19 protein-coding genes are annotated in these 25,702 nt (G+C 67.1%); 4 read left to right on the top strand and 15 right to left on the bottom strand.

Annotated elements, in window-relative coordinates:
- Positions 1-23 precede the first annotated feature (23 nt).
- The 11 genes from addA to ABIE08_RS17565 all read right to left on the bottom strand — a co-directional run bounded on the left by addA (position 24) and on the right by ABIE08_RS17565 (position 17,123).
- Complete coding sequence (gene addA, locus ABIE08_RS17615) at positions 24-3,530, bottom strand: double-strand break repair helicase AddA (RefSeq protein ID WP_354553083.1); 3,507 nt, start codon at positions 3,528-3,530, stop codon at positions 24-26.
- The gene (addB, locus tag ABIE08_RS17610; protein ID WP_354553081.1) at positions 3,527-6,646 is read right to left on the bottom strand and encodes a double-strand break repair protein AddB; all 3,120 of its coding nucleotides are present in this window, start codon (positions 6,644-6,646) and stop codon (positions 3,527-3,529) included. The genes addA and addB overlap by 4 nt, the downstream gene beginning before the upstream one ends.
- Positions 6,647-6,652: 6 nt before the next feature.
- Positions 6,653-7,396, bottom strand: a complete 744-nt coding sequence (locus ABIE08_RS17605; protein ID WP_354553079.1) for a nucleotidyltransferase family protein — start codon at positions 7,394-7,396, stop codon at positions 6,653-6,655.
- Between the two features lie 61 nt (positions 7,397-7,457).
- Positions 7,458-8,960 (bottom strand): tRNA (adenosine(37)-N6)-threonylcarbamoyltransferase complex ATPase subunit type 1 TsaE, encoded by a 1,503-nt coding sequence (gene tsaE / locus ABIE08_RS17600; RefSeq protein WP_354553077.1) that lies wholly within the window; start codon positions 8,958-8,960, stop codon positions 7,458-7,460.
- Positions 8,957-11,389 (bottom strand): PAS domain-containing sensor histidine kinase, encoded by a 2,433-nt coding sequence (locus ABIE08_RS17595; protein WP_354553075.1) that lies wholly within the window; start codon positions 11,387-11,389, stop codon positions 8,957-8,959. Before ABIE08_RS17595 ends, tsaE begins: the two co-directional genes overlap by 4 nt.
- A 373-nt stretch (positions 11,390-11,762) precedes the next feature.
- Positions 11,763-13,166 carry an adenosylhomocysteinase gene (ahcY, locus tag ABIE08_RS17590; RefSeq protein ID WP_354553074.1) on the bottom strand — a complete coding sequence of 468 codons (1,404 nt, stop codon included), beginning with the start codon at positions 13,164-13,166 and terminating at the stop codon, positions 11,763-11,765.
- A 115-nt stretch (positions 13,167-13,281) separates the two neighbouring features.
- Positions 13,282-13,572 (bottom strand): HPr family phosphocarrier protein, encoded by a 291-nt coding sequence (locus ABIE08_RS17585; RefSeq protein ID WP_354553072.1) that lies wholly within the window; start codon positions 13,570-13,572, stop codon positions 13,282-13,284.
- Positions 13,573-13,582: 10 nt separating this feature from the next.
- Positions 13,583-13,984, bottom strand: a complete 402-nt coding sequence (locus ABIE08_RS17580; protein ID WP_354553599.1) for a PTS sugar transporter subunit IIA — start codon at positions 13,982-13,984, stop codon at positions 13,583-13,585.
- 171 nt (positions 13,985-14,155) lie between these two features.
- Positions 14,156-14,596 (bottom strand): HPr kinase/phosphorylase, encoded by a 441-nt coding sequence (locus tag ABIE08_RS17575; protein WP_354553070.1) that lies wholly within the window; start codon positions 14,594-14,596, stop codon positions 14,156-14,158.
- A gap of 5 nt (positions 14,597-14,601) precedes the next feature.
- Positions 14,602-16,389 carry a stimulus-sensing domain-containing protein gene (locus ABIE08_RS17570; RefSeq protein WP_396306413.1) on the bottom strand — a complete coding sequence of 596 codons (1,788 nt, stop codon included), beginning with the start codon at positions 16,387-16,389 and terminating at the stop codon, positions 14,602-14,604.
- A 26-nt stretch (positions 16,390-16,415) separates the two neighbouring features.
- Positions 16,416-17,123, bottom strand: a complete 708-nt coding sequence (locus ABIE08_RS17565) for a response regulator transcription factor (RefSeq protein WP_354553068.1) — start codon at positions 17,121-17,123, stop codon at positions 16,416-16,418.
- 239 nt (positions 17,124-17,362) lie between these two features.
- On the opposite strand from ABIE08_RS17565, the gene ABIE08_RS17560 reads away from it, so the two are divergent.
- The 4 genes from ABIE08_RS17560 (at position 17,363) to ABIE08_RS17545 (ending at position 21,344) form a co-directional block, all read left to right on the top strand.
- Positions 17,363-18,094 carry a HugZ family protein gene (locus ABIE08_RS17560; protein WP_354553066.1) on the top strand — a complete coding sequence of 244 codons (732 nt, stop codon included), beginning with the start codon at positions 17,363-17,365 and terminating at the stop codon, positions 18,092-18,094.
- 285 nt (positions 18,095-18,379) lie between these two features.
- On the top strand, positions 18,380-19,984 hold the full coding sequence (locus tag ABIE08_RS17555) for a phosphoenolpyruvate carboxykinase (protein ID WP_354553064.1): 1,605 nt from the start codon (positions 18,380-18,382) through the stop codon (positions 19,982-19,984).
- An 80-nt stretch (positions 19,985-20,064) separates the two neighbouring features.
- Positions 20,065-20,598 carry a GrpB family protein gene (locus ABIE08_RS17550; RefSeq protein WP_354553063.1) on the top strand — a complete coding sequence of 178 codons (534 nt, stop codon included), beginning with the start codon at positions 20,065-20,067 and terminating at the stop codon, positions 20,596-20,598.
- Positions 20,599-20,678: 80 nt separating this feature from the next.
- Complete coding sequence (locus ABIE08_RS17545; RefSeq protein ID WP_354553061.1) at positions 20,679-21,344, top strand: hypothetical protein; 666 nt, start codon at positions 20,679-20,681, stop codon at positions 21,342-21,344.
- Positions 21,345-21,420: 76 nt separating this feature from the next.
- Here the strand turns inward: ABIE08_RS17545 and pnp are convergent, their stop codons facing one another.
- The 4 genes from pnp to rbfA all read right to left on the bottom strand — a co-directional run bounded on the left by pnp (position 21,421) and on the right by rbfA (position 25,686).
- Positions 21,421-23,553 carry a polyribonucleotide nucleotidyltransferase gene (pnp, locus tag ABIE08_RS17540; protein ID WP_354553059.1) on the bottom strand — a complete coding sequence of 711 codons (2,133 nt, stop codon included), beginning with the start codon at positions 23,551-23,553 and terminating at the stop codon, positions 21,421-21,423.
- Positions 23,554-23,747: 194 nt separating this feature from the next.
- Positions 23,748-24,017: a 30S ribosomal protein S15 gene (gene rpsO, locus ABIE08_RS17535; RefSeq protein WP_266333766.1), complete on the bottom strand. Its 270-nt coding sequence runs from the start codon at positions 24,015-24,017 to the stop codon at positions 23,748-23,750.
- Between the two features lie 307 nt (positions 24,018-24,324).
- Entirely contained in the window at positions 24,325-25,248 is a 924-nt protein-coding gene (truB, locus tag ABIE08_RS17530) for a tRNA pseudouridine(55) synthase TruB (protein ID WP_354553057.1), read from the bottom strand.
- 3 nt (positions 25,249-25,251) lie between these two features.
- Complete coding sequence (gene rbfA, locus ABIE08_RS17525; RefSeq protein ID WP_266333770.1) at positions 25,252-25,686, bottom strand: 30S ribosome-binding factor RbfA; 435 nt, start codon at positions 25,684-25,686, stop codon at positions 25,252-25,254.
- Positions 25,687-25,702 lie beyond the last annotated feature (16 nt).

Raw genomic sequence — 25,702 nt, 5'->3', positions numbered from 1 at the left:
TTGCCGGTCAAGGCAAAGGGATTTCACGCCGCGGTAATGGCAGCCATGCGACTATCGAGCAACTCCGACGGGATCGCCATCAACAGCGGGATCTCGGTCCAGAGCAGCGCCGTCTCGATCGGCCGGTCGGGATAGAGCGTGGAAAGCAGCGCCCGGTAGAGCGCCAGCTGCGCCAGATGCGCTTCCGGCACCTCGGAAAGCTCCCGCGGCGCCGGGCGGTTGGTCTTGTAGTCGACCAGGATCACCCGGTCCGGCAGCACGACGAGCCGGTCGATCCGGCCGGAGACGGACGCAGTGCCGCTGCGCGTCTCGATCGAGCCGGCGATTGGCACCTCGGCGCGGCTCTGCGGCCCGAACAGGGCCGAGAAGCTGGCGTCGTCGAGGATCGGCAGGATCCGCTCTAGCAGGCCCTGGCGGGCGCTCTCCGGCCATTCGCGGCCTACCACTTCCAGATAGCGCGTGGCAATGGTGGCGCGCTGCTCGGGCGGCTGGTCCGGCAGCGCCTGCAGCAGGCGGTGGATGATCCGGCCACGATCGAGCGCCGTCAACGCCGCCGGATCGAGCCTTGCATCCAGCGCGGTCACCGGCGGAAAGGCCGGCTCGGCTTCCGCGAAACCGACCGCGGCCGAAGGCGTCAGCCGCTTCGGTTGGGTGGGCGGCGGCGGCGGATTTTCGGCCAGCCAATCGGGCAGCGGCGCGATGGGGCGCTCGCCGGACCCTGCTGTTTCGGCGACTGGCGGCACCGCCTGGCGGCTCCAGTCCTGCCGCCATTCGATCGTGTCGAAGCTTTCGCTCGGCAGCTCGACCGGAACGGTCTTGCCATCGACGCCGAGCGCCTTGCCGACCAGTTCGTGCCAGAGCAGATCGGCACCGGTATTCGCCTTGACCGTGCCGCAGACGATCAAATGGTCGCGCGCCCGCGTCAGCCCGACATAGAGCAGCCGGCGGTACTCTTCGCGCGCCTTGTCGCGCAGCGTGCCGATCGCCTGCTCGACAATCTGCGGCTTCCGGGCGCCGGGCGCGACCCAGATCAGCGGCGCGCCATCGGCATCGTCGGGATCCTCGGCCAGCGCCACGATCTTCGGGTCATGGCTCGCATGCACCGGCTTGGAACCGGTATCGACGAGGAAGACGATGTCGGCCTCGAGCCCCTTGGCGCCATGCACCGTCATGACGCGGATCTCGTCGCGGGCGAGGTCGGCGTCGCGCTTGATCTCGGTCGCGGCCTCGCGCATCCAGCCGACAAAGCCCTGCAAAGACGGCACGGAGGCCTGCTCATGCGCCAAAGCCTGCGCCAGGAACTCGTCCAGCACGTCGTCGGCCTCCGGCCCCAGCCGCGCCAGCAGCCGCTTGCGGCCGCCATCGGGCCCAAGGATGCGGGCGAAGAAGGCGTAGGGGCTCATGAACTCGGCCCGGCTGCGCCAGGTCTTCAGCCGCGCCGAGGCGGCCATCGCGGCCGGATCGGTCGAGCGGTCGAGCGCATACCAGAGCGAGCCGCCGCGCGGATGCGCCAGCTCGAACAGCTGCTCCTCGGTGAGGCCGATCAGCGGGCTCTTCAGCAGCGCGGCGAGCGCGAGGTCGTCGCGCGGCTGCAGCAGGATTTCGGCCAGCGCCAGCAGGTCGAGCACGGCGATATGGCTTGCCAGCGCCAACCGGTCGGCGCCGGCGACCGAGAGACCCGCCGCCTTCAGCGCGCGGTTGATCGCGTCGGTCTGCGGCCCGCGCTTGCGCGTCAACACCAGGATGCCGCCCTCGCGGATCGGCTTGCCGGTCGCGGCGATCGTCGCCTTGTCCCGCTTCCAGCCGGCGACGGTCTCGGCGATGCGCTCGGCCAGCCGCACTTCCGGGCTCTTTTCGTCGAGCCGGTCGAGCGGCGTATGCCAGTCGTCCGGCTGCGGCGGCTTGTCGGCCTCGATCGGCGGCCAATAGGTGACGCGGCCTGGATCGAGCCGGCGCGCCGCGGCATGGACCGGGGCCGCCTTCGCCTGGGTCAGGCCGGTATGGGCGTCCTCGGGCCGGAAGATCTCATCCACCGCGGCCAGCACGTCCGGGGTCGAGCGGAAGGAGAGCTGCAGTTCGAGCTCGTGGAACAGCGCGCCCGCCTCGCGCGCGCCCCGGCCGATCGCCTCGCGCTGCCGCGCAAACCAGGCCGGCACCGCGCCCTGGAACGAATAGATCGACTGCTTCTCGTCGCCGACGGCGAAGAAGGTGCGGATGATGTCGCGCGCGCTCTGCCCCGAGAAGAACTCGCCGGCCAGCCGCTCGATCACCTGCCACTGGCGCGGGCTGGTGTCCTGCGCCTCGTCGACGAGGATATGGTCGAGGCCGCGGTCGAGCTTGTAATGCACCCAGGCGGCGGCGTCCGAACGCGCCAGCAGATTGGCGGTCTTCACCACCAGATCCTGGAAATCGAGCGCGCCGCGCAGCTGCTTGGCCCGCTCATAGTGGCCGATCACCGCGTCGCCGAGGATCAGCAGCGCGCTCGTGACGGCATAGGCCTCGGCCGCGGCGATGCGATCGAGCAGGAACTCGATGCGCTCACGTTCCTCTTGCAGGATTTCCTCCAGGCCGGGCCAGGCGGTCCGGACGCCCTTGGCCGTCAGGCTGCCGACCACGCGAAGATCGCCATCCTGCTTCATCCAGAAGCCGAGCCAGGCTGCCGCCCGGCCTTCCATCGTCTCGGCCGTCAGGATCGGCGCCAGGCGCGCCGCGCTCTTCTGGTCATTGGCGCCGCTGGCCGAAAGCCGGTCGACCAATTGCTTCAGCTCGGCCTCGTCGAACGGGATTTCCGAGCCGATGCGCTCGCGCAGGCTTTCCGCCGTCTCGCCCGCGCCAAGACTGAGCGCGCGGCGCAGATCGCGCAGGCCATTGGCGAGATCGCCCGAGCGGACGATGAACTCGCGCACCGCGTCGCGCGAGGCGACGATCGCCGCCAGCGCCGCATCGATGCCCTGGTCGCTCGCCGCCTCCAGCACGCGCGCAAAGGCGCGGCCCTGCGCCGTGTCGGCCTCCAGCGAAGCGCGGGCGATCACCTGGCGCTGCGCCTCGGCGATCAGGATCGACGCGCCGCGATCGTCCAGCACCTCGAAGCTGCCGGCGACGTTCGCCTCGAACGGGAACTGGTGCAGCAGCCTTTCGCAGAAGGCGTGGATGGTCTGGATCTTCAGCCCGCCCGGCGTCTCCAGCGCGCGGGCGAACAGCCGGCGGGCGCTGATCAGATGCGCCGGCAAAGCAGGCACGCCCTGATAATCGGCCAGGATCGCCGCCAGCTCGGCGTCGGGTATGGTCGTCCAGCCGGCGAGGATCTCGAACACGCGGCTCGACATTTCCGCCGCCGCCGCCTTGGTGAAGGTCAGGCACAGGATGGAGGACGGGTCGGCGCCATTGAGCAGCAGGCGGATGACGCGGCGCGCCAGCACATAGGTCTTGCCGGAGCCGGCATTGGCGGAAACCCAGGCCGAGGCCTCGGGATCCGTTGCCCGCGACTGGGTGTCCCTCGTCTTGTCGTCGACCGAGATCACGCCGCTCATTCGCCGCCCTCCTCGGCGTCGCCCAGCGCCCATTCCCGGATGCGGGCGAGATGATCGTAGGGGCTTTCAAAGCGGGTCTCGAACATCGGCCGGGCGCGCGAGACATAGGCGCGCTTCGGATCATCGAAGGCTTCGATCAGCGAATAGAGCCGCGCCCTGGCCTCGTCGCCGAGCTCATCGGCCGTCTTGTCCTTGGTGACGGCCGAGGAGAAGGGATCGCCCTTGCCGACCTTGCCGAGGCCGATCCAGCCGAGCGTGGATACGGAGACGCCGGCCTCGACCCGGTCGAAGCCGCCGCCGCGCGCCATCGCCACTTCCAGCGCCAGCTGCGGCGCGAGGCCGGTCGAAAGCTGCTTGGCGCTTGGCGGGGAGCCGGTCTTGAAATCGAGGATCTCGAGCGAGCCGTCGAACCGGATATCAACGCGATCGGCGCGGCCGGTGAGCTTGAATTCGCCGGCCGGCGCCGGGAACGCCCAGGCGCCGCCGATCTCGGCATGGCGGTGGGCGACCGAAGCCCGGCTCGCCTCCCAGCCGATGAACCATTCGGCGATCACCAGGAAGCGCGGCCACCACAGCGCATAGACGGCCGGGAACGCCTCGATCCGCGCGAAGACGCGGCGGCCGATGATCGTCAGCGCCGTCAGCGCCGTAGCGTCGAACGGGCCCTGCCATTCCTGGATGAAATCGCCGAGGGCCTCATGGATCAGCGTGCCGCGCAGCGCCACGTCCGGCACCACGCCGATCGGATCGAGCGGGTCGAGCTTCAGGATACGGCGGGCATAGATCGCGTAGGGATCGCGGATCAGCGTCTCGATCTCGGTCACCGACAAGCGGCGCGGCCGGGCTTCCAGCGGCGGCAGCGGCGCGGGGCGGCGGATCGGCACCGGCCGGGCCGTGCGGTCGAGCGCACGGGCCCAGTCGAGATAGCGCAGTCCACGGCCGGCAAGCGCCTTGGCCTCGCCCTTGCCGAGGCGCGCCAGCAGGCGCTGCAACCAGCGCGCGGCGACGGTGGGCGTGCCGCCGCGCCGCTCGGCGCGGGTGACGACAACTTTGCCGGCTGACAGAGCGCTGGTGAAGTCATGCGCCGACTGGCCGAGCTTGCGCTCCGGCGCTTCCAGTCCCAGCTCGGCGCGCATCGAGCGCGACAGCCAGGGGTCGGTGCGGGTCTCGGACGGCCAGACGCCCTCGTCGAGCCCGCCCAGCACCATCAGATCGACCTGCTGCAACCGAGCCTCGAGCGTGCCCCAGATGAACAGGCGCGGATCGGAGCCGGGCCGGGCCGGAACGCCGACGCCGGCCATGGTCGCGTCGAGGAAGCCCGGATATTCGTAGCCAGCCATGTCGAGCGCCTGGGCGTCGTCGCTCATCAGGCCGGCGAGAAGAGTCGCCAGGGCCTGGCCGGATTCCTCGGCCCACAGCACGTCGGCGCTGCCGTCGTCGCGCGCGGCGACAAGGTTGAGCGCGGCGACGACGGCCGATGTCATCGCCTTGGCGTCGGAGGCATTCACGCCGTCCATGAGTCGGCTAAGCGGCTCGATCGCCTCGGCCATCCGGCCGGCGAGATCGCGCGCCGCCTGCCACTCGGTCGCGCCGAGCCGCTTGACGGCCGCGGGCGCATAACGCGCGTTCGGCAGGTCCGCCTCGGCCCGATCCAATGCCTCGACCAGCCCTTCGAGGCCGTCGGAAAGCAATTGGCCGCGAAACAGCACCAGGTCGAGGATGTCGATCGCGGCGCGACAGGCCGCGCGACCGAGCCCGAACGAGGCGAGCGGATGCTTGGCGAGCGCCAGCAGATCGACGGGCGCGCCGTTCGACTTCGCTGCCGCGACCAGCAGGCGCGCCAGCGTGCCGGGCGAGGAGGTCATCAGCGGACGGCCCGCGGAATCATCGACCGACAAGCCGAAGCGGCCGAGCTCGATGGCGACGCGGCCGGCGAGACGACGATCCGGGGTGACCAGCGCCGCCGTCTTACCCGGCTCGCGGATCGCCTCGCGCATGGCAAGCGCGATGGCGACCGCCTCCTCCTGCTCGGTGCGGGCGACGACCAGCGCGACATCGCCGATGGCCGACGCCGCGACCGGCGGCGCGGTGGCCCAATCCTCGGTGGTTTCGGCCGGGCGCATCGCTTCCGAGATCAGGCGGACACGTTCGGCCATGTCCGGCGTCATCGCGCCGAGCGGGACGATCTCGTCGCGCTCCACGCCGATGCTCTCGATCAGCTGCTTCAGGCCGTATTGCGGATGGCCGGGCGCCGAGCGGGCCGGCGCCGAGAGGCCTCCGATGGCCATCCAGCCATTCGCATCGAGCTCCGTATCGATGCCCGGCATGACCACGGCGCCATTCGGCAGATGGGCGATGACGGAGAGAAGCTCCGCGACGGCGGGGATCGAGCCGGTCGAGCCGGCGGCGATGACGAGGCCGCGCGGCGGCGAGGCTTCGAGGCGGGCTGCGGCGGCGCGCAGCAGATGATCGCGGCGGACGGAGGGATCGGCAAGGCTGCGCTCCCTCAGGAAGGCCGGCCATTGCTCGCCGACGATGCGGAGGAAATCGAGCGAGATCTGCCAGTAGCGGGCGAGGTCGTCGGGAACCAGCGTCTCCAGCTTTACCCAGGCGATGCCCGTCGTCTCGATGTCGTCGATCAGCCGCGCGAGATCGCCGGCGAGATGGAACGCATCGGCGGCCGAGGCCGGCACCAGCACACGGTCGTCCTCGGAGAGCGACAGCAATTCGCGCCGCACCGCCCGGCCCCAGGCGAGCGTCAGGCGCGTCAGCACCAGCAGGCGGTCGAGGCGGGAGATCGCCTCGGGCAGGACGAGACGGCCATCTGGATCGTCGGCGGCGGCTTCGAGGATCTGGTCTTCCTCGTCGACATCGCCGATCGGCCGGATCGCCGGCAGAATGGCGGCGCGGCCGCCCAGTCGCTCCAGGATCTCGGCATGCAGCGAGCGCGCCGCGCGGCGGGTCGGCACGAGAATGGTGATATCGGCGAGCGCCAGCGGATCCTTAGCCGGATTCGTAATCGCCCCGAACCGGCCGGAAAGCAGCGCGTCGACAAGGGTCGGCAGAAAGGGCGTGCCCGGCGGGATCGTGAAGACGCGCGGGTCCGACCTTGCCATCGTGCCTCAGGCTGCGCTTTCGGAGACCGACATCTCGGCTTCGCGGATCGCTTCCGGCGTGCCGACATGCAGCCAGGTGCCGTCCATGCGGATGCCGAACAGGCGGCCGGCCTCGATGGCGCGGTCGAACAGCACGTTGAGCGAGAACGAGCCCTGCGGCGCATCGGCGAACAGGCGCGGCGACAGGATGGCAGTGCCGGAATAGACGAAGGGGGCGACGGTGCGCTCGATGCGGCGGGCGAGCCGGCCGTCCTTGTCCATGATGAAATCGCCGGGGCCGGGATAGCCGATCGCGGTGACGGTCGGCGCCAGCATCAGCAGGGCGTCCATGCGGCTGTCGTCCCAGGCGCGGGCGAGCCAATCGAGATTGGGGCGCGGCCCTTCGATCCAAAACGAATCGGAATTCATCACGTAGAACGGCTCGTCGCCGAGCAGCGGCAGCGCCTTAGTGATGCCGCCGCCGGTCTCCAGCAGCGCGCCGCGCTCGTCCGAGATGAGGATCTTGGGCGCCTTGCGCTTCTTGACGTGGGTCTCGACGAGATCGGCGAGGTAGTGGACGTTCACCACCACTTCCTCGACACCGGCCTTGGTCAGCCGGTCGAGCGCGTGATCCATCAGCGAGCGGCCCGCGATCTCGATCAGGGGCTTGGGAACGGTTGCCGTGACGGGCCGCATGCGCTTGCCGATGCCGGCCGCGAGCACCATGGCCCGCTTCGGATGGAACGGCGTCTGGGAGGGGGAGGTTGGCATATCGGTCTCGGGCAGTTCCGTTGTTCTTGGCTGTGGCGCCGGCCGCCTCGCGCAGAGGCCGTCAGTCGTCCAGCGGCAGGTATCGTTCATACCAGAGTGCCAGGCCGGAAAGAACCGGATGGCGCAGGCACCGCTTCAGATAGCCCCTTACACGGGGAATGTGACGGAGATATTGGGGCTTGCCTGCCGCCTCCGCCAGTCGGGCAAATCCGCCCAGCACCTTGGTCGCGCGCTGCGCGCCCGAGATCGCATAGGCCTCGCGGAAGGCCGCCTCGTCGAAAGCGCCCAGCGCCTTGCGCGCGGCGACATAGCGATCGGCAAGCGCGGTTTCCAGCGCCGGCTCGACCGAAACGCGGACATCCTGCAGCAGCGAGGCAACGTCATAGGCCGAGGCGCCGATCATCGCGTCCTGATGGTCGAGAATGCCGATCCGGCGCAGGCCCTCGCGCTCGGGCAGCCAGAGCAGGTTGGGCGAGTGGAAATCGCGCAGCAGCCAGCTCTTCTCGGTCGCGTCGATCCGGGCGAACAGGTCGCGCCAGACGGCGACGAATTCGGCTTCCGCCTTGTCGGACAGAGAGGCGCCGGTCGCGTGCCTGGCGAACCAGCGCGGCAGCAGGTCGACCTCGATCGTCAGTGCATCGGCATCGAAGGGCGGCACGATGTGGCGGGTGCCATCCGGCAAGGGCAGCTCGACCGGACGCGGCGTCGCGTGCAGGGCCGCGAGCACGTCGACGGCGACGCCATAGCGCTCGGCATCCGGCGCCCCGTCGACCAATACGCCCTCCTTGCCCAGATCCTCGACCAGCAGCAGCCCGGCCGGCATGTCGGCGGCGAGGATCGCGGGCGCCGAGAATCCGGCGGCGCGCAAGCCATCGCTCATCGCCACGAAGGGACGGACGGTCGTGGCGCGGTGGGCGAGATCGTCATAGGTGCGGCCATCGCGGACTATCGGGCCCGGCGACCGTTCCGGCGCGTCCATCAGCACGGCGCGCCTGCCTTCCGGCGTCTCGACCCGCTCATAGGCGCGCGTGGAGGCATCGCCCTGCAGATGGCGGCGGGAAGCCTCCGCAAAACCGCCCTGATCGAGAAAAGCGCGAATCGCCAGCGTGCGTTCCAGCCGCTGCGGCCAGTCGCCGCCGCCCGACAGCGTCGCCATCCGGCCGGCGCCATGCAGGTCGAGCGCGATCTCCAGCCGGTTGGCCGGCAGGCTTTCCTCGGCCCGCTCCGGCCATTCGACCAGCACGACGCCCTCGCTCACCGCCTCGTCGAAACCGATCTCCTGCATCTCGTCGATGGAGCCGAGACGGTAGAGATCGAAATGAGCGATCGGCAGGCGGGTGTCATAGGTCTGGACGATGGTGAAGGTCGGGCTCGGCACCTCATAGGCGGCATCCGCCGCCACGGCACGGATCAGCGCGCGGGCAAAGCTCGTCTTGCCGGCGCCGAGATCGCCACGCAGCGCGATGACATCGCCAATGGCGAGCTTGGCCGCGACATCTTCCGCCAGGCGGAGGGTCGCCGCCTCATCCGGCAGCTCGATCCGGATCGGCTCCAGCGTGCTCATTCAGCGGCAACGGCCAGCTCGGTCGGCCGGATCGGCAGATGCACGCTGACCTCGGTGCCGCGCCCCTCTTCGGAGCGGATGCTGACGGTACCGCCATGCAGCTCGACGAAGCTCTTGACGATCGCCAGGCCCAGGCCAGCGCCGCCGCGCGCCGAGCCGGCGGCGCGGCTTTCGAAGCGGTCGAACACCGAATCGAGGAATTCTGGCGGAATGCCCGGCCCCTGGTCCTCGACACTGAAGACGATCGCATCGGCCGAACGCTCGGCCCGAAGCACGATCGAGCTGCCATGCGAGGAGAAGCCGACCGCGTTGGAGAGCAGATTGTAGAGGATCTGGCGGACGCGCTTCTCGTCGGCGACGAAGCTGCCGATGCCGGACGGGATATGGGTTTGCAGTACCAGCTGCGATTCCTGCAGCCGGTCGCGCACGCCTTCGATCGCCGCGGCAACCGTGCGCTCGACATCGACCTCGCCGAGGTCGAGGGCGATGATGCCGGCATCGACGGTGGCGAGATCCAGGATGTCGTTGACGATGGCGAGCAGCGAGCCGCTCGAGGACAGGATGTAGCCGGTATATTCCTGCTGCTTCTCCGTCAGCGGCCCGATCGAGACATCGGAGAGCAGCTGGGTGAAGCCGATGATGTTGGTCAGCGGCGAGCGCAGCTCGTAGGACACGTGCTGGATGAAGGCGTTCTTCAAACCGTCGGCCGCTTCCAGCGCATCATTGCGCTCGGTCAGCGCGCGCTCGACCTGCACCGTGTCGCTGACGTCGATGAAGGTTACCATGGTCTGCCCGCCCGGCAGCGGCACGGTGGCATAATCGATGACCCGGCCGTCGGAGCGTTCCATCCGGCCCTGGGTCGGCGCCCTGCCCTCGTCGAGGCCGGCCACTGAGGTGGTAAAGCGCGTCCATGCCTCGGGCGCATCGTGCAGGCGCCGGCAGGCGCGCTCGATCTCGCCGATATGGGGACGGGTCGAGAGGAATTTCTGGTCGAGATGCCAGATGCGGGCAAAGGCCGGGTTGTCGAGGCGCAGGCGGCCATCCGAGCCGAACACCGCCACACCTTCCGCCAGATGGTCGAGAGTCTCGCCCTGCACCTGCGACAGCGCATTGTAGCGGCTCTCGAGCGCCAGCTGCTCGGTGACGTTCTCGTAGATCCAGGTGATGCCGCCCTGCGGATGCGGATTGGCGAGCACGCGCAGCGTCTGGCCATCCGGCAGGTGCCACCAATGCTCGCGCGCGTCGAGCGACTGATAGGCGGTCAGCAGTTCATTGCGCCAGCTCTTGAAGTCGGCCTGCTCCGGCAGCTTGCGGCTGGCGCGCATGCGCTCCAGCACGGCGCTTTCATCCGGCTGGCCGTCGAGGAAGCCGGCATCGAGGCTGAACAGCTCGCGGAAGGCGGCATTGTAGGAGCGCAGGCGCCGATCCGAGCCGAAGACCGCGACGGCGGTGGCGAGCTGGTCGAGGGTTCGCGCATGGAACTCGACCAGCCGCTTCATCTGGCCCTGTACCGTTTCGAGCTCGGTCGCGTCGATCGCGATGCCGGCGCTGCCGGTGCCGGAAACGACATCGACCACGTCGAAGATGCGGCGCGCGCCGGCGACGATCGCCGGAAGCCGGCGCTCGAACACCGGCTGCTGGTCATGGCCGGCGCCGATCGCCTCGCGGCCGGCGGTATCGAGGAATTCGAGATTGCGGCTGGCCGCGTCCGCGGCGTCCCGCGCCTCGACTGCCTGCGCAAACGCATTATTGACCCAGGACAGCTTGCCGTCCTTGCCGCGAATCCAGGCCGGCATCGACGTCGCCTGGAGCAGCGCGCGCATCGCCTCGACATCGCCGGTCAGGCGCTGGTGCCGCGCCTCCAGCTCGGCCAGGGCGAGCCGGTCGCCGGAAAGGTCGCGGAAGCGCGCCACGGCGCGGCCGCCGGCTGTGCGGCCCGCTGCCTCGATGAAGCGGCCATTGGCGGTCTCGAGCGCGATGGTGAAAGTATCGCCGCGACGGCGCAGCTGTTCCAGCGCCGCGTCGAGGCGGCCGGCGGCGTCAGGCGTCAACCAGGTGCCGAAGGCGAGGAAGGCGGCCCGCTCCTCGGGGGCGCCGCAGGCCTTGGGCAGGCGGCCCATCACCAGCGGCGGCTCGCCGGGCGCGCTCCAGGCGACCAGGCGCTGGTCATCGGCGTCGACGAGGGCTTCGGCCCGGTCGGCTGTGGCCTTGAGATCGGCGAGACGGTGCTTGAGGGCGGCGTTCTCCGCCTCGGCCCGGGCGCGCGCCCGCAACAGCGCCACGGCGCTGAGAACCGAGAAGGCGACGACGCCGAGCAGCGCGCTCGCCATCGCGGTCTTGCCGGCGTCGAGCGATCCCGTCGAAGGCTCGGCGGCCAGCGCCTCGCCGGCGACCAGCGCGATGCCGGTCAGCGAGGTTGCCGCGAGCATGGTGTGTCGCAGAGTCGGCAGAACGAACCTCCAGCGGCCTGCGCCGCGAGTTCCGTCCAAATTCCTGCGATGCCAAAGCATGCGGCAGGGCCCTTCCGCCGTCAGAGAAATGAAATCGACCCGTCCCGGCGCCGACTACAAACTCCGGCCTCACGCGAATCAACCCCAATGTAGCGGGTACGGGAATCCGGTGTGAAGCCGATGACGCCGAGAAAAAGGCCATGCGGGGGACCCGCATGGCCTGGGATTGTCAGTTGATCGTGGTTAACCGCCAGTTAAGACGGAGCGCCATCAAAATATAGCGCCTCAACACTTCGGTAGCCACGACCGGTAGAGATCGGCTGCGACCGATCGTCAGGGCCGAATTAATCGGTCAGTAACGATAGTGGTCCGGCTTGAACGGGCCGGCCGGCGCGACGCCGATATAGGCCGACTGCTTATCGCTGAGCTTGGTCAGCTTGACGCCGATCTTTTCCAGGTGCAGCGCCGCGACCTTCTCGTCGAGGTGCTTGGGCAGGGTGTAGACCTTCTTCTCGTACTGGCCCGGCTTGGTCCAGAGTTCGATCTGCGCCAGCGTCTGGTTGGTGAAGGATGCCGACATCACGAAGCTCGGATGGCCGGTGGCATTGCCCAGATTGACCAGGCGACCTTCCGACAGGAGGATGATGCGGTGGCCGTCGGCGAACTCGATCTCGTCGACCTGCGGCTTCACATTGTTCCACTTCAGATTGCGCAGCGCCGAAATCTGAATCTCGCTGTCGAAGTGGCCGATGTTGCAGACGATGGCGCGGTCCTTCATGTCCCGCATATGGTCGATGGTGATGACGTCGACATTGCCGGTCGCGGTGACGAAGATGTCGGCGCGCTTGGCGGCGTCGTCCATCGTCGTGACCTCATAGCCTTCCATCGCCGCCTGCAGGGCGCAGATCGGATCGACTTCGGACACCAGCACGCGGCAGCCGGCCTGGCGCAGCGACGCGGCCGAACCCTTGCCGACATCGCCGAAGCCGGCGACCATGGCCACCTTGCCGGACATCATGACGTCGGTGCCGCGGCGGATGCCGTCGACCAGCGACTCGCGGCAGCCATAGAGATTGTCAAACTTCGACTTGGTGACCGAGTCGTTGACGTTGATGGCCGGGAAGAGCAGCGTGCCCTTCTTCTGCATCTCGTACAGGCGGTGGACGCCCGTGGTCGTTTCTTCGGTGACGCCCTTGATCGAGCGGGCGATCTCGCCATACCAGCCGGGCTTCGAGACCAGGCGCTTCTTGATCGCGGCGAAGAGGACTTCCTCTTCCTCGTTCTCGGGCTTGTCGAGGAAGGCAGTGTCGCCACCCTCGGCGCGCAGGCCGAGATGGACCAGGACCGTGGCGTCGCCGCCATCGTCCAGGATCATGTTCGGGACGCCGCCGTCATGCCATTCGAAGATGCGGTGGGTGTATTCCCAATAATCCTCGAGGCTCTCGCCCTTGATGGCGAAAACCGGGACGCCGGAAGCGGCGATCGCCGCGGCGGCGTGATCCTGGGTCGAGTAGATGTTGCACGAGGCCCAGCGCAGGTCGGCGCCGAGCGCCTTCAGCGTCTCGATCAGCACGCCGGTCTGGATGGTCATGTGCAGGGAGCCGGCGATGCGGGCGCCCTTCAGCGGCTGCGACGGGCCGAATTCGGCGCGCACGCTCATCAGGCCGGGCATTTCCGTCTCGGCGATCGAGAGTTCCTTGCGGCCCCAATCGGCGAGGCCGATATCCTTGATGGCGAAGTCGTTGGCGGCAACCATCTTGCTGATCTCCATGCGTTGGGTTTGTCGCGCTTATAGCGGAGACAGCGCCTGGCAGCAATCAGGATATAAAGATGTCTTTATGTGCGCCTGGAGGGAGCCGCGCCGGACGGCGCTATTCTTCTTCCCCGAACCGGTCGGCCACCAGCGCTGCGATGGCGTCGAGGGCGGCTTCGGCGTCCGGGCCTTCGGCCGCGACACGGATCGACGAGCCGATGCCGGCCGCCAGCATCATCAGGCCCATGATCGAGGTGCCGCCGACCGTGTTCTGGTCCTTCGACACGGTGATCGAAGCCTCGAAGGCGTCGGCGCATTGCACGAACTTGGCCGAGGCCCGGGCGTGCAGGCCCTTTCGGTTGACGATGGGCAGATCGCGATAGAGCTCGGACGTATCGGTGTCTGTCATGCTGGGCGCTTCAATGTCCTGCCAGAACCTGGCTTGCCACATTGATGTATTTGCGGCCGGCCTCCTGGGCGCCGATGACGGCGTCGGCCAACGGCTTGTCGATGCGGACGCTGGCGAGCTTGATCAGCATCGGCAGATTGACGCCGGCGATCACTTCGACGCGGCCGGCTTCCATGACCGAAATCGCCAGATTGGAGGGGGTGCCGCCGAACATATCGGTCAGGAGGATGACACCGTTGCCATCATCGACCCGAAGCACGGCTTCCAGGATGTCCTGGCGCCGCTGCTCCATGTCGTCTTCCGGACCGATCGCGATCGTCTCGATCTGCGTCTGGCGACCAACCACGTGCTCCAGAGCCGCCCGAAACTCGGTTGCGAGCTGGCCGTGGGTTACAAGGACGAGCCCGATCATGCCCTTCGAATACCTGCTTTTCTCAGTTCGGGCTCCGATGGAAGCCCAGGAAAACGTCGAGACCGCTTTTTGTGGCGGCCGGTCATGATCGGCCATGGCGCCGCATCTTGACCGAACCCTACCGCAACGCAAGAAAAAAGCGGGGCGCTCTCCATACGAACAAGAACGATACTAGACAATCGCTGAACGGAACGCCAATGCGGCGCGAACCCGGATCCAGCCATCCGCCTGCCCCTGCGGAAGGGCGAGCCGGCGCACCACAACGCCCTCGATCAGCGCCGTGCGGTCGGCCTCTTCCGGCATACGGACGCAGCGCTCGATCGGTTCAAGATCCACAACAAGATCGATCGAAACCGGCGACAAATACGGCACAGTAACAAGGCCCTGGCCCCGAATCTCCAAAAGTCCGGCCAGAATGTCGGGTACGCTCGCCTGCAGCTGCCCGGCCACGACGGCGAGCTGGACACGGTCGTCCGCCACCAGACGGCTCGCCGGCCGGTCGGCGATCAGCAGCGCCAGAAGCAGCGACGATTTTCCACACCCGGAAGGCCCGCGGATCAGCACGCCTGCACCATCGACCCATACGGCGCTGGCGTGGACCGTGCCCGCCATTGCGGTCACGCGTCGGCCGCGGGCAGGCGGACGGTGAAGCGCGCGCCGACGATCTCGGCCCGGTCCGCCTTGGTCAACTTGCCCTTGGGACGGTTCTCGGCCCAGATCCGGCCACGATGCGCCTCGACGATCTGCTTCGAGATCGAGAGGCCGAGACCCGAATTCTGGCCAAACGCCTCCTGCTCGGGCCGGTCGGTGTAGAAGCGCTCGAAGATGCGCTCGATCTGCTCGGCGCGGATGCCCGGACCGTCATCCTCGACGACGACGTCGACGGAGGTGCCGCTGCGGCGGACGAACACGCGCACGGCGCCATCCGGGCGGCAGAAGGAACGGGCGTTATCGATCAGATTGGTGAACACCTGCGCCAGCCGGCTGTCATGGCCAAGCACGATGAAGGCATCGGTCTCCTCCGCCTCGGCGATCTCCAGCGCCACGCGCGGCCCTTCCGGCGGGGTGGTGTCGCGCGCCATCGACACGACGGCCTCGACCACCGCGGCGACGTCGACGGGCGCCGCATCCTGGCGGGCCAGCTCCGCATCCAGCCGCGACGCGTCCGAGATATCGCTGATCAGCCGGTCGAGACGGCGGACGTCGTGCTGGATTATGTCGTTCAGGCGCTTCTTGGAAGCGGCCGTCTTGGCGAGCGGCAGGGTCTCGACGGCGCTTCGCAGCGAGGTGAGCGGGTTCTTCAGTTCATGGCTGACGTCGGCGGCAAAGCTCTCGATCGCCTCGATCCGGTTGAACAGCGCGCCGGTCATCTCGCGAAGTGCCTGCGACAGGTGGCCGATTTCGTCGCGACGGTTGGAAAAGTCGGGGATCTGCGGCCGGGCGGTGACGCCCCGGCGCACGCGGTCAGCTGCGTCGGCGAGCCGGCGCAGCGGCACGGCGATGGTGCTGGCGAGCAGGATGGAAAGCAGCACGACCACGCCGGCCGAGACCAGGAAGACGCGGACGATCGCCATGCGCTCGGCATGGACGATCTGGTCGATGTCGCCGCCCTGGGTCGAGAGCAGCAACACGCCCAGCACCGAGCGATAGCGCTGGATCGGCACGGCGACGGAGACGATCAACTCGCCGCGATCGGTGATGCGGACGATCGAGGACGGCCCGCCATCCAGCGCCGTCGCGACCTCCGGATAGCCGCGGCCGTTCGAACCGCCAAGCTCCTGGTAGATCGGCAGGTCGTCGCGCTGCAGATGGACGTTGAACCACTGCCAGATGCGGTCGAACAGCGCCGGCTCCTCATCGGCCGGGGGCAGGTCGAAGCGCAGGATCTGTCCGCGCGAATAGAGATGGCGGGAATCGACGACCAGGCTGCCGTCGCGATCATAGATGCGGGCGCGGGTGCGGGTCGGCGAGATCAGCCGGCGCAGGACCGGCGCGACCCGCTCGGGATTGATCGGGAAATCCAGCCCCTCGATCGAATTCTCGCCCGGCACCAGGCTTTCGCCCGCCTGCAGTTCCAGCAGCTTGTCGGGATCGATGGTGAGATTGTTGGTCTCGACCGTCGCCGAGGCGGCGATCGCGCCGGCGATGATCTCGCCCTGCGTCAGCAGGCTCTCCAACCGCGCGTCGATCAGGCCGGCGCGGAACTGGTTCAGATAGAGAATGCCGGAGACGAGGACGATCAGCGCCGCCAGGTTGAGGATGATGATGCGGCGCGTCAGGCTCGAAAAGGCATGCGGGCCGATCGAGCGCACCATGCGGCCGAGGACGCGGCGCAGCATGCGCACGCGAAAGCGCCACGGTCGCCTGCGCGTCGCTACGGTCGGCTCCTCGATGCTGATCGTCATGCCTCTCTGCGCAGCCCGACTTCGCGTCAGGCCTCCTTGAAGCGGTAGCCAACGCCGTAGAGCGTCTCGATCATGTCGAAGTCATCGTCGACGACCTTGAACTTCTTGCGAAGCCGCTTGATGTGGCTGTCGATGGTGCGGTCGTCGACATAGACCTGATCGTCATAGGCGGCGTCCATCAGCGCGTTGCGGCTCTTGACGACGCCGGGACGCTGCGCAAGCGCATAGAGGATCAGGAATTCTGTGACGGTAAGCGTGACGGCCTGGCCGTTCCAGGTGCAGGTATGGCGCTCCTGGTCCATGGAAAGCGCGCCGCGATCGAGATTGCGGGCGGCGTCCGGTACCTTGGTGGTGGCGGTCACAGCTTCGCGGGGCTGGAAGCGACGCAGCACGGCCTTGACGCGTTCGACCAGCAGGCGCTGCGAGAACGGCTTCTTGATGAAGTCGTCGGCGCCCATCTTCAGGCCGAACAGCTCGTCGATCTCGTCATCCTTGGAGGTCAGGAAGATGACGGGCAGGTCGGTGCGCTGGCGCAGGCGGCGAAGCAGCTCCATTCCGTCCATGCGCGGCATCTTGATATCGAGAATGGCGAGATCCGGCAGCGATTGCTGGAAGCCATCGAGGGCAGAGGCGCCGTCGGTGTAGGTCTGAACGCGATACCCCTCGGATTCCAGTGCAATCGACACGGAGGCGAGGATGTTTCGATCGTCGTCGACCAGAGCGATCGTCGGCATAGATGGGCTTCTCCCGAAAGCTGCCCCGAATGGGCGTTGACCGGCCTGTCGGCAAGCTGGTGTCGCGTAAGCTGCAAGCCCCACCTAAACGTCGCAGGATTACGCAGAAAATATGGCGTGCAGCCTAGCGGATTTAAACCCGCGACGCCAACCATCCGGAAAAGTTCCATCCGATGAGAGACATACAAACATGATAATGGTAATCAGCTTTCGAGATCGCTAGTCCCAAGGAAGGCAATATGCTCGAGAATGCTCCATTCGATCCGGTCGCAACCGGTCGCGCCGTCATCCGCAGCACCATCGCTGGCAGCCTCGCCACGCTTGATGAAGCCGGCAATCCGTTCGCGACGCTGGTCACCATGGCGACCCTGCCCGATGGCCGCCCGATTCTCAGCCTGTCCGACCTGGCCGTCCACACCCACAATCTGAAGCGCGACCCGCGCGCGTCGCTGCTGCTGGTCGCCCCCGGCGGCGAGGGCGGCAATCCGCTCGCCGGCGCCCGCATCACCCTGGTCGGAACGTTCGAGCGCAGCGACGATCCCCATGTCGCCTGGCGCTATGCGCTGCATCAGGGCAAGGCCGCCAGCGCCTCCGCCCTGCCCGGTTTCCACTATTACGTGATGAACGTCACCGGTTCGCATCTCGTGGCCGGCTTCGGCAATATTGCGCAAGTTCCGGCAGAAGATCTGATCCAGGATCTCTCGGACTGCGAAGATCTTCTGGCCGGCGAGAAGATGGTCGTTGAGCATATGAATGACGATCACGCCGACGCCATCGCGCTTTACGCCATCAAGCTTTTGAATCAGCCGGGCGGCGCCTGGCGGATTACCGGCTGCGATCCGGAGGGCATTGATATTGCTACCAGCAAGCTGCGCGCGCGCCTGCCTTTTCCCACCCGCGCGACCACGGTCGCCGAGGCGGGCGGCTACCTGAAATCCTTCGCAAAACAGGCGAGATCGCTGGAACAATAATGTTATTTTGCAAACAAATAGAATATTCTGTTTGTTTGGAGTTCAAATTATTAGGTTCCGCCCCTCCGTTGCTTGGGGCGGGACCGATTAAATCGTTTTAATGCGGTCACAATAACTGGAGCCATCCGGTTTTTGTTGCAGTTGCGAAATCCGATCCACTAGGTTCTGGCCTGTCGGCGGCATTGGCTGCCGGCAGAGCCGGTGCGGCCCGCTGTCAGGCGGCGCACCCTTTCCCGGAGCGAGGCCTCGCGAAGGAAGCGAGCGCCTCTCAGAGGAGACGACCCTGTGACCGAGAACGGCATTCGCAATCCTGCCCATGGCGCCGAGCAGTTCGGCTTGAAGTGGCTGGCCGGTCTCTATTGGAACTACGGGGCGCCGGCTCTCTATGAGGAATCGCTGCGCCGCGGCGAAGCCACGGTGTCGGTCGACGGTGCGCTCGTCGTCGAGACGGGCGTTCATACCGGCCGCTCGCCGCAGGACAAGTTCGTCGTGCGCGACGCGCTGACCGAGAACGCGGTCTGGTGGGACAACAACAAGCCGATGTCGGCGGCGCATTTCGACACGCTGCATGCCGACATGCTCGCCCATGCTTCCGGCCGCGAATTGTTCGCGCAGGATCTGCAGGGCGGCGCCGACCCGGCCGAGGCCGTCGCGGTGCGCGTGTTCACGGAAAAAGCCTGGCACTCGCTGTTCATCCGCAACCTGCTCATCCGCCCGGATGCCGCGACGCTGAAAGCCTTCGTGCCGAAGCTCACCATCCTCGACCTGCCGAGCTTCAGGGCCAATCCGGAGCGGCATGGCAGCCGCACCGAGACGGTGATCGCCTGCGACTTCACCCGCGGCATCGTGCTGATCGGCGGCACGTCCTATGCCGGCGAGATGAAGAAGGCGGTCTTCACCTATCTGAACTTCACCCTGCCGCCCAAGGGCGTCATGCCGATGCACTGCTCGGCCAATGTCGGGCCGGACGGCGACACGGCGGTGTTCTTCGGCCTGTCGGGCACCGGCAAGACGACCCTCTCGGCCGATCCGACCCGCACGCTGATCGGCGACGACGAGCATGGCTGGGGACCGGAAGGCGTCTTCAACTTCGAGGGCGGCTGCTACGCCAAGACGATCAAGCTCTCGGCCGAGGCCGAGCCGGAGATCTTCGCCACCACCAAGCGCTTCGGCACGGTGCTGGAAAATGTCGGCATCGATCCGGTCACCCGCCAGATCGACTTCAACGACGCCTCGAAGACGGAGAATACCCGCGCCGCCTACCCGCTCGACTTCATCCCGAATGCGAGCGCGACGGGCCGGGCCGGGCATCCGAAGACGATCGTCATGCTGACCGCCGACGCCTTCGGCGTGATGCCGCCGATCGCCAAGCTCACCGCCGCGCAGGCGATGTACCACTTCCTGTCGGGCTACACCGCCAAGGTCGCCGGCACGGAAAAGGGCGTCACCGAACCGCAGGCGACCTTCTCGACCTGCTTCGGCGCGCCCTTCATGCCGCGTCATCCGGCCGAGTACGGCAATCTGCTGCGCAGCCTGATCGCCGAGCACGGCGTGTCGTGCTGGCTGGTCAATACCGGCTGGACCGGCGGCGCCTATGGCACCGGCCGCCGCATGCCGATCAAGGCCACCCGGACGCTGCTGACGGCCGCCCTGAATGGCTCGCTGGATGACGGACGCTTCTACACGGACCGCACCTTCGGCTTCCAGGTGCCGACGGATGTCGCCGGCGTCGAGCCGCATATCCTGCATCCGCGCAAGACCTGGGCCGACAAGCCCGGCTATGACGCGCAGGCGGCCAAGCTGGTCGGCATGTTCCTGAAGAACTTCGAGAAGTTCGAAAGCCATGTCGACGCGGAAGTGGTTTCCGCCGCACCGGGCATGGTGGCCTAGCGCCCAGTGGCGACGCCCTTTTCGAAGGGCCGCGCCTTCGCTACCCTCCCAGGCTGACCTGCGCAGCCTGGGAGCTTCTCATGCCACCGCCGATACCCGTCGAGCTCGAGCCGCATTCGCCGGACTGGCTCGATGCCGCGGCCCGCGAAGCGCAACGCCTCGCCGAGGCGCTCGGCCCCCAGCTTGTCGCGGTTCACCACATCGGATCGACCGCGATCCCCGGCATCCTCGCCAAGCCCATCCTCGACCTGATCCCCGAAGTCCGCTCGCTCGCCGGGTTCGACGCCTGCCAGCCCGTCCTGCTGCAACTCGGCTATGAGTGGTGGGGCGAATACGGCATGGCGGGTCGCCGCTATGCAACGCTGACCGACGGCGCCACCGAGCAGCGCTGCATCCAGCTTCACGTCTTCGAGACCGGCTCGCCGCATATCGAGCGCCATCTGGCCTTTCGCGACTTCCTGCGCGCACATCCGGAGAAGGCGCGTGCCTACGAGGCTGTGAAGCTCCAGAGCCGGGACCAGCACCCCGAAAATTCGCACGCCTATTCCGACGCCAAATCGGCCTGGATCGTCGCAACCGAAGCGGAGGCCATTTCGTTCTACCGCCGCGGCTGAGACGGCCGGCAGCGACGAAACCCTGCTGCCATGTCATGCTGCCCCGAAACGCACTTCCCCGCCCGCGACAGGAAGACGCCGTGCCGCAACAGACTTTTCACCGCGTCGTCGGCCTCGGCAAGATCTGCCGCGCCAAGCACAACATCGAGCGAAAATGGACGGAGTATCGGCGCACGAGCCTTCGGGCGACGACGGATTGCCTGACGCGCACCGTGTTCGACTGGCAGGCAACGCCCTATCCGGCGCTGCTGGAATATCTGCGCCGCGACTTCCGGGGCATGTTCGAGCTGGCGGATCTCGGCATGTTCGAGGGCCGCGTCATCAACGAGCGTTACGGCACGCTGCACCGGCATGATTTTCCCGACAATCCGGATCTCGCGCAGCATTATGCGGCGGCGCGCTCGCGCCACGACCACCTCTGCAACAAGACGCGTCGCGCGGTCACCGATCCGCTGCCGACTCTGTTCGTCCGCTATGGCGCGCTCGCGCCGGATGAGGAGCGGGAGCTGCGCGACGCCATTGCCGCTCTCCGGCCGGGCAGGACCTTCGCGCTCGCGCTGATCGACGATGACGACCAGCCACTCTCCGATCCCAACGAGGAATGGCAGGGCAACCACGACTATTGGCACCGCGCCCTGTCGCAATATTCGGTCCGATCCGAGGTGCCGATGCGCACGCTGCTGCCCAAGATTGCCCGCGAGCAGGCACTGCGCATCGCCGGCCATATCCGGCACTTCCGCTTCTGATCGGCGCGAGCGAAAACGAAAAAAGGCCCGGCGATTGCGCGCCGGGCCCTTTCGGATTTCGCGGAGGAAGCGGCGATTACTCGCCGGCGGCTTCCGTCTTTTCCTTGATCTCTTCGCCGGTCGTCTGGTCGACGACGCGCATCGAGAGACGGACCTTGCCGCGCTCGTCGAAGCCCAGCAGCTTGACCCAGACCTTGTCGCCTTCCTTGACGACGTCCTGGGTCTTCGCCACGCGCTGGTTGGACAGCTGCGAGATGTGGACCAGGCCGTCCTTGGCGCCGAAGAAGTTCACGAAGGCGCCGAAATCGACGGCCTTCACGACGGTGCCCTGGTAGATGGCACCGACTTCCGGCTCGGCAGCGATGCCGCGGATCCAGTTCAGCGCGGCGGTGATCGCCTTGCCGTCCGACGAGGCGACCTTGACGGTGCCGTCATCCGAGATGTCGATCTTGGCGCCGGTCTTTTCCACGATCTCGCGGATGACCTTGCCGCCCGAACCGATCACTTCACGGATCTTGTCGGTGGGGATCTGGATCACTTCGATGCGCGGGGCATGCTCGCCGAGCGACGGACGCGCGGTGGTCAGCGCCTTCGCCATCTCGTTGAGTATGTGCTCGCGGCCGCCCTTGGCCTGGTCCAGAGCGACCTTCATGATCTCTTCGGTGATACCGGCGATCTTGATGTCCATCTGGAGCGAGGTGACGCCCGCTTCCGAACCGGCGACCTTGAAGTCCATGTCGCCGAGATGATCCTCGTCACCGAGAATGTCGGAGAGAACCGCATAGCGGTCGCCTTCGAGGATCAGGCCCATGGCGATACCCGCCACCGGACGCTTCAGCGGCACGCCGGCATCCATCAGGGACAGCGAGGTGCCGCAAACGGTTGCCATGGACGACGAGCCGTTCGATTCCGTGATCTCGGAAACGACGCGCAGCGTGTAGGGGAACTCGTGGTGGTTCGGCAGAACCGGGCGGACAGCGCGCCAGGCGAGCTTGCCGTGACCGATTTCGCGACGGCCGGGCGAACCCATGCGACCCGTCTCACCGACCGAGTAGGGCGGGAAGTTGTAGTGCAGCAGGAAGGTTTCCTTGTAGGTGCCTTCCAGCGCGTCGATGAACTGCTCGTCATCGCCGGTGCCGAGCGTGGCAACCACGAGGGCCTGGGTCTCGCCACGCGTGAACACGGCCGAACCGTGCGTGCGCGGCAGGACGCCGACTTCCGAGACGATCGGACGGACCGTCTTCAGATCGCGGCCATCGATGCGGCTGCCGGTGTCGAGGATGTTCCAGCGAACGATCTTCGCCTGGAGTTCCTTGAAGACGGCGCCGATCTTTTCCTTGTCGAAGCGGGGCTCTTCTCCCTCGGGGAAGAAGTGCGCCGTGACCTTCGCCTTGACGGCGTCGACAGCGGCGTAGCGTTCCTGCTTGACGGTGTTCTTGTAGGCGGCGCGCAGCTCGGTCTCGGCGATGCCGAGCATCTCCGTCTCGATCGCCGAGAGATCGGCGGGAGCAAACTCGCGCGGCTCCTTGGCGGCCTTCTCGGCCAGCTGGATGATCGCGTCGATGACCGGCTGGAAGCCACGATGACCGAACATCACGGCGCCGAGCATGGTCTCTTCCGAAAGCTCCTGGGCTTCCGACTCGACCATCAGCACGGCGTCCTGGGTGCCGGCGACGACGAGATCGAGCTTGGAGCTCTCATGCTGGTCGAGCAGCGGATTCAGCACGAACTCGCCATCGATCAGACCGACGCGGGCAGCGCCGACCGGGCCCATGAAGGGCACGCCGGAGATCGTCAGGGCTGCCGAGGCGGCAACCAGCGCGACGATATCGGGATCGTTCTCGAGATCATGGCTGAGGACGGTCGTGACAACCTGCGTCTCGCAACGGAAACCGTTGGGGAACAGCGGGCGGATCGGACGGTCGATCAGGCGCGAGGTCAGCGTCTCCTTCTCGGAGGGACGGCCTTCACGCTTGAAGAAGCCACCGGGGATCTTGCCCGCGGCGAACGTCTTTTCCTGGTAGTTGACCGTCAGCGGGAAGAAGTCGATGCCCGGCTTCGGCTGCTTGGCGGCGACAACGGTCGCCAGCACGGTCGTCTCGCCATAGGTGGCGAGAACGGCGCCATCGGCCTGGCGGGCGATCTTGCCCGTCTCGAGGACGAGCTGACGGCCGCCCCATTCAATTTCGACGCGTTGAACATCGAACATGGCAAATTCCTTTCCTGCGCGGATGCGCCAAAAGAGCCATGAGCAAGACGGCTAGAGGCTTTCGACCTTGCAAGGACAAAGCATCCGGCGATCCTGCCATGGCTCGACCGCTGATCCGCGGGCAATTCGCGCGGCAGCCCCATGCCGCCGCGCCGTACAGGCGTCTTTGGAGGCGGGCCAGAGGCCCGCCTGTCTCAGCGACGCAGGCCGAGGCGCTCGATGAGCGTCTTGTAGCGCTGCTCGTCCGTCTTCTTCAGATAGTCGAGCTGGCTGCGACGCTGGCTGACCATCTTGAGCAGACCGCGGCGCGAATGATTGTCCTTGGCATGACCCTTGAAGTGCTCGGTCAGGTTGACGATCCGCTCGGTGAGCACGGCAACCTGCACTTCCGGCGAGCCGGTATCGTTCTCGACGGTGGCGAATTCCTTGATCAGTTCCGCCTTGCGAGCAGCTGTGATCGACATCGGTTATCCCTTTCCTGGGCTCTAGTCCCGGCTTTCGTGCCGGAAATTCATAAGGTTTGATCGAAGCCTGCCCGCCCTCCCCCCGCCGGTCACCCGGCATCAGGACGCTGACGCAGCGTCGATCTCTGACGTACCGAACGGCCGAAACCGTCGCGGTCGCCGCTCGTTCGACGGCCAGTGCCGGGATGTCGTCCAGCACGGTCGTCGCTCCAAGCGACTTCGCCCAGACGGTCAGGACCGTCCGGGAGCGCGGCCTATATGGCCGAAAAGGGGCTCAATAGCCAGCGAAAACTGGGGCAAGCCGCGATCACGCGCCGACGAAGACGCGCGAGGGATGGAACTCGCCGCGCTCGACCTCGCCGATCGCGATCAGCGTTCCGGCCACCGTCGCGAACACCGTCTCGCCGTTGGCGGGTGCATCGCGGCCGCGCAGCAGCACGCTCTGGCCATTGCGAAGCCGCACGGCGTCAGGCTCGGAAAGCCGCACCTCTGCCAGTTCGCCAAGCGCGAACTCGACGGGATCGAGATGCGTGTCGCAGCCTTCGGCGCCACCCTCTTCATGGGTCGCGCGCAGATCGTCGAGCTTGACCATGGAGGCCTCGTCGAACGGACCGACCAGCAGCCGGCGCAGGCCGACGACATGGCCGCGCGTGCCGAGCGCCCGGGCCATGTCGCGGGCGATCGCCCGCACATAGGTGCCCTTGCCGCATTCGGCCGAGAAGACGGCGGTATGCTCGTCCGGCATGTCGACGAGATCGAGACGGTGGACCTGGATCGGACGGGCCTCGAGGACCACGTCCTCGCCGTCGCGGGCGAGGTCATAGGCGCGTTCGCCTTCAACCTTGATCGCCGAGAAGGCGGGCGGCACCTGCATGATCTCGCCGGTGAACTCGCTGAGTACAGCCTCGATCGCCTCACGGGTCGGCCGCACGTCGGAAGTGGCGACGGGCTGGCCCTCGGCGTCGTCGGTGCGGGTTTCCTCGCCCCAGCGCACCGTGAAGCCATAAATCTTGCGGCCGTCCATGATGAACGGCACCGTCTTGGTCGCCTCACCCAGCGCGATCGGCAGGCAACCGGTCGCCAGCGGGTCGAGCGTGCCGGCATGGCCGGCCTTCTGCGCGCCGAACAGGCGCTTCACCACGGAGACCGCCTGGGTCGAGGTCATGCCCAGCGGCTTGTCGAGGCTGAGCCAGCCGGAAACCGGCCGGCCCTTCTTCTGGCGTTGGCCCATGATCTACTCTTCGTCGGAATCGTCGTCATGCGCGGCGGATTCAATGTCCTGGCGGACCACCGGATCGTGGCGCAGCAGGGCATCGATGCGGGCGGCCTCGGCAAAGGAGGTGTCGAGCACGAATTTGAGATCGACGGCGAACTTGATCTCCATCCGCCGCGAAACCTCGCCGCGCAGATATTTGCGATGCAGTTCCAGCGCTGCCACGACCGCGTCGCCATTCTGCCCGCCGAGCGGCATGATATAGCAGGTGGCCATCTTGAGATCGTTCGAGACCCGGACTTCCGGGACGGTCACGATGATGCCGTCCAGCGCGGGATCGCTGAGATCGCCGCGCGAAAGCACCTCGGACAAGGCATGTCGGACGAGCTCGCCGACGCGGAGCTGGCGCTGGCCCGCCACGCCGATCTTCTTGCCATTGGCAGCCGTTCTGGCCATTCGGAAATACTCCATC

The organism is Kaistia defluvii, from assembly GCF_040548815.1.
Taxonomy (GTDB): Bacteria; Pseudomonadota; Alphaproteobacteria; order Rhizobiales; family Kaistiaceae; genus Kaistia; species Kaistia defluvii_A.
Note: the sequence above shows the minus strand (reverse complement) of the source record. Positions and strands in the feature narration are given on the sequence as shown.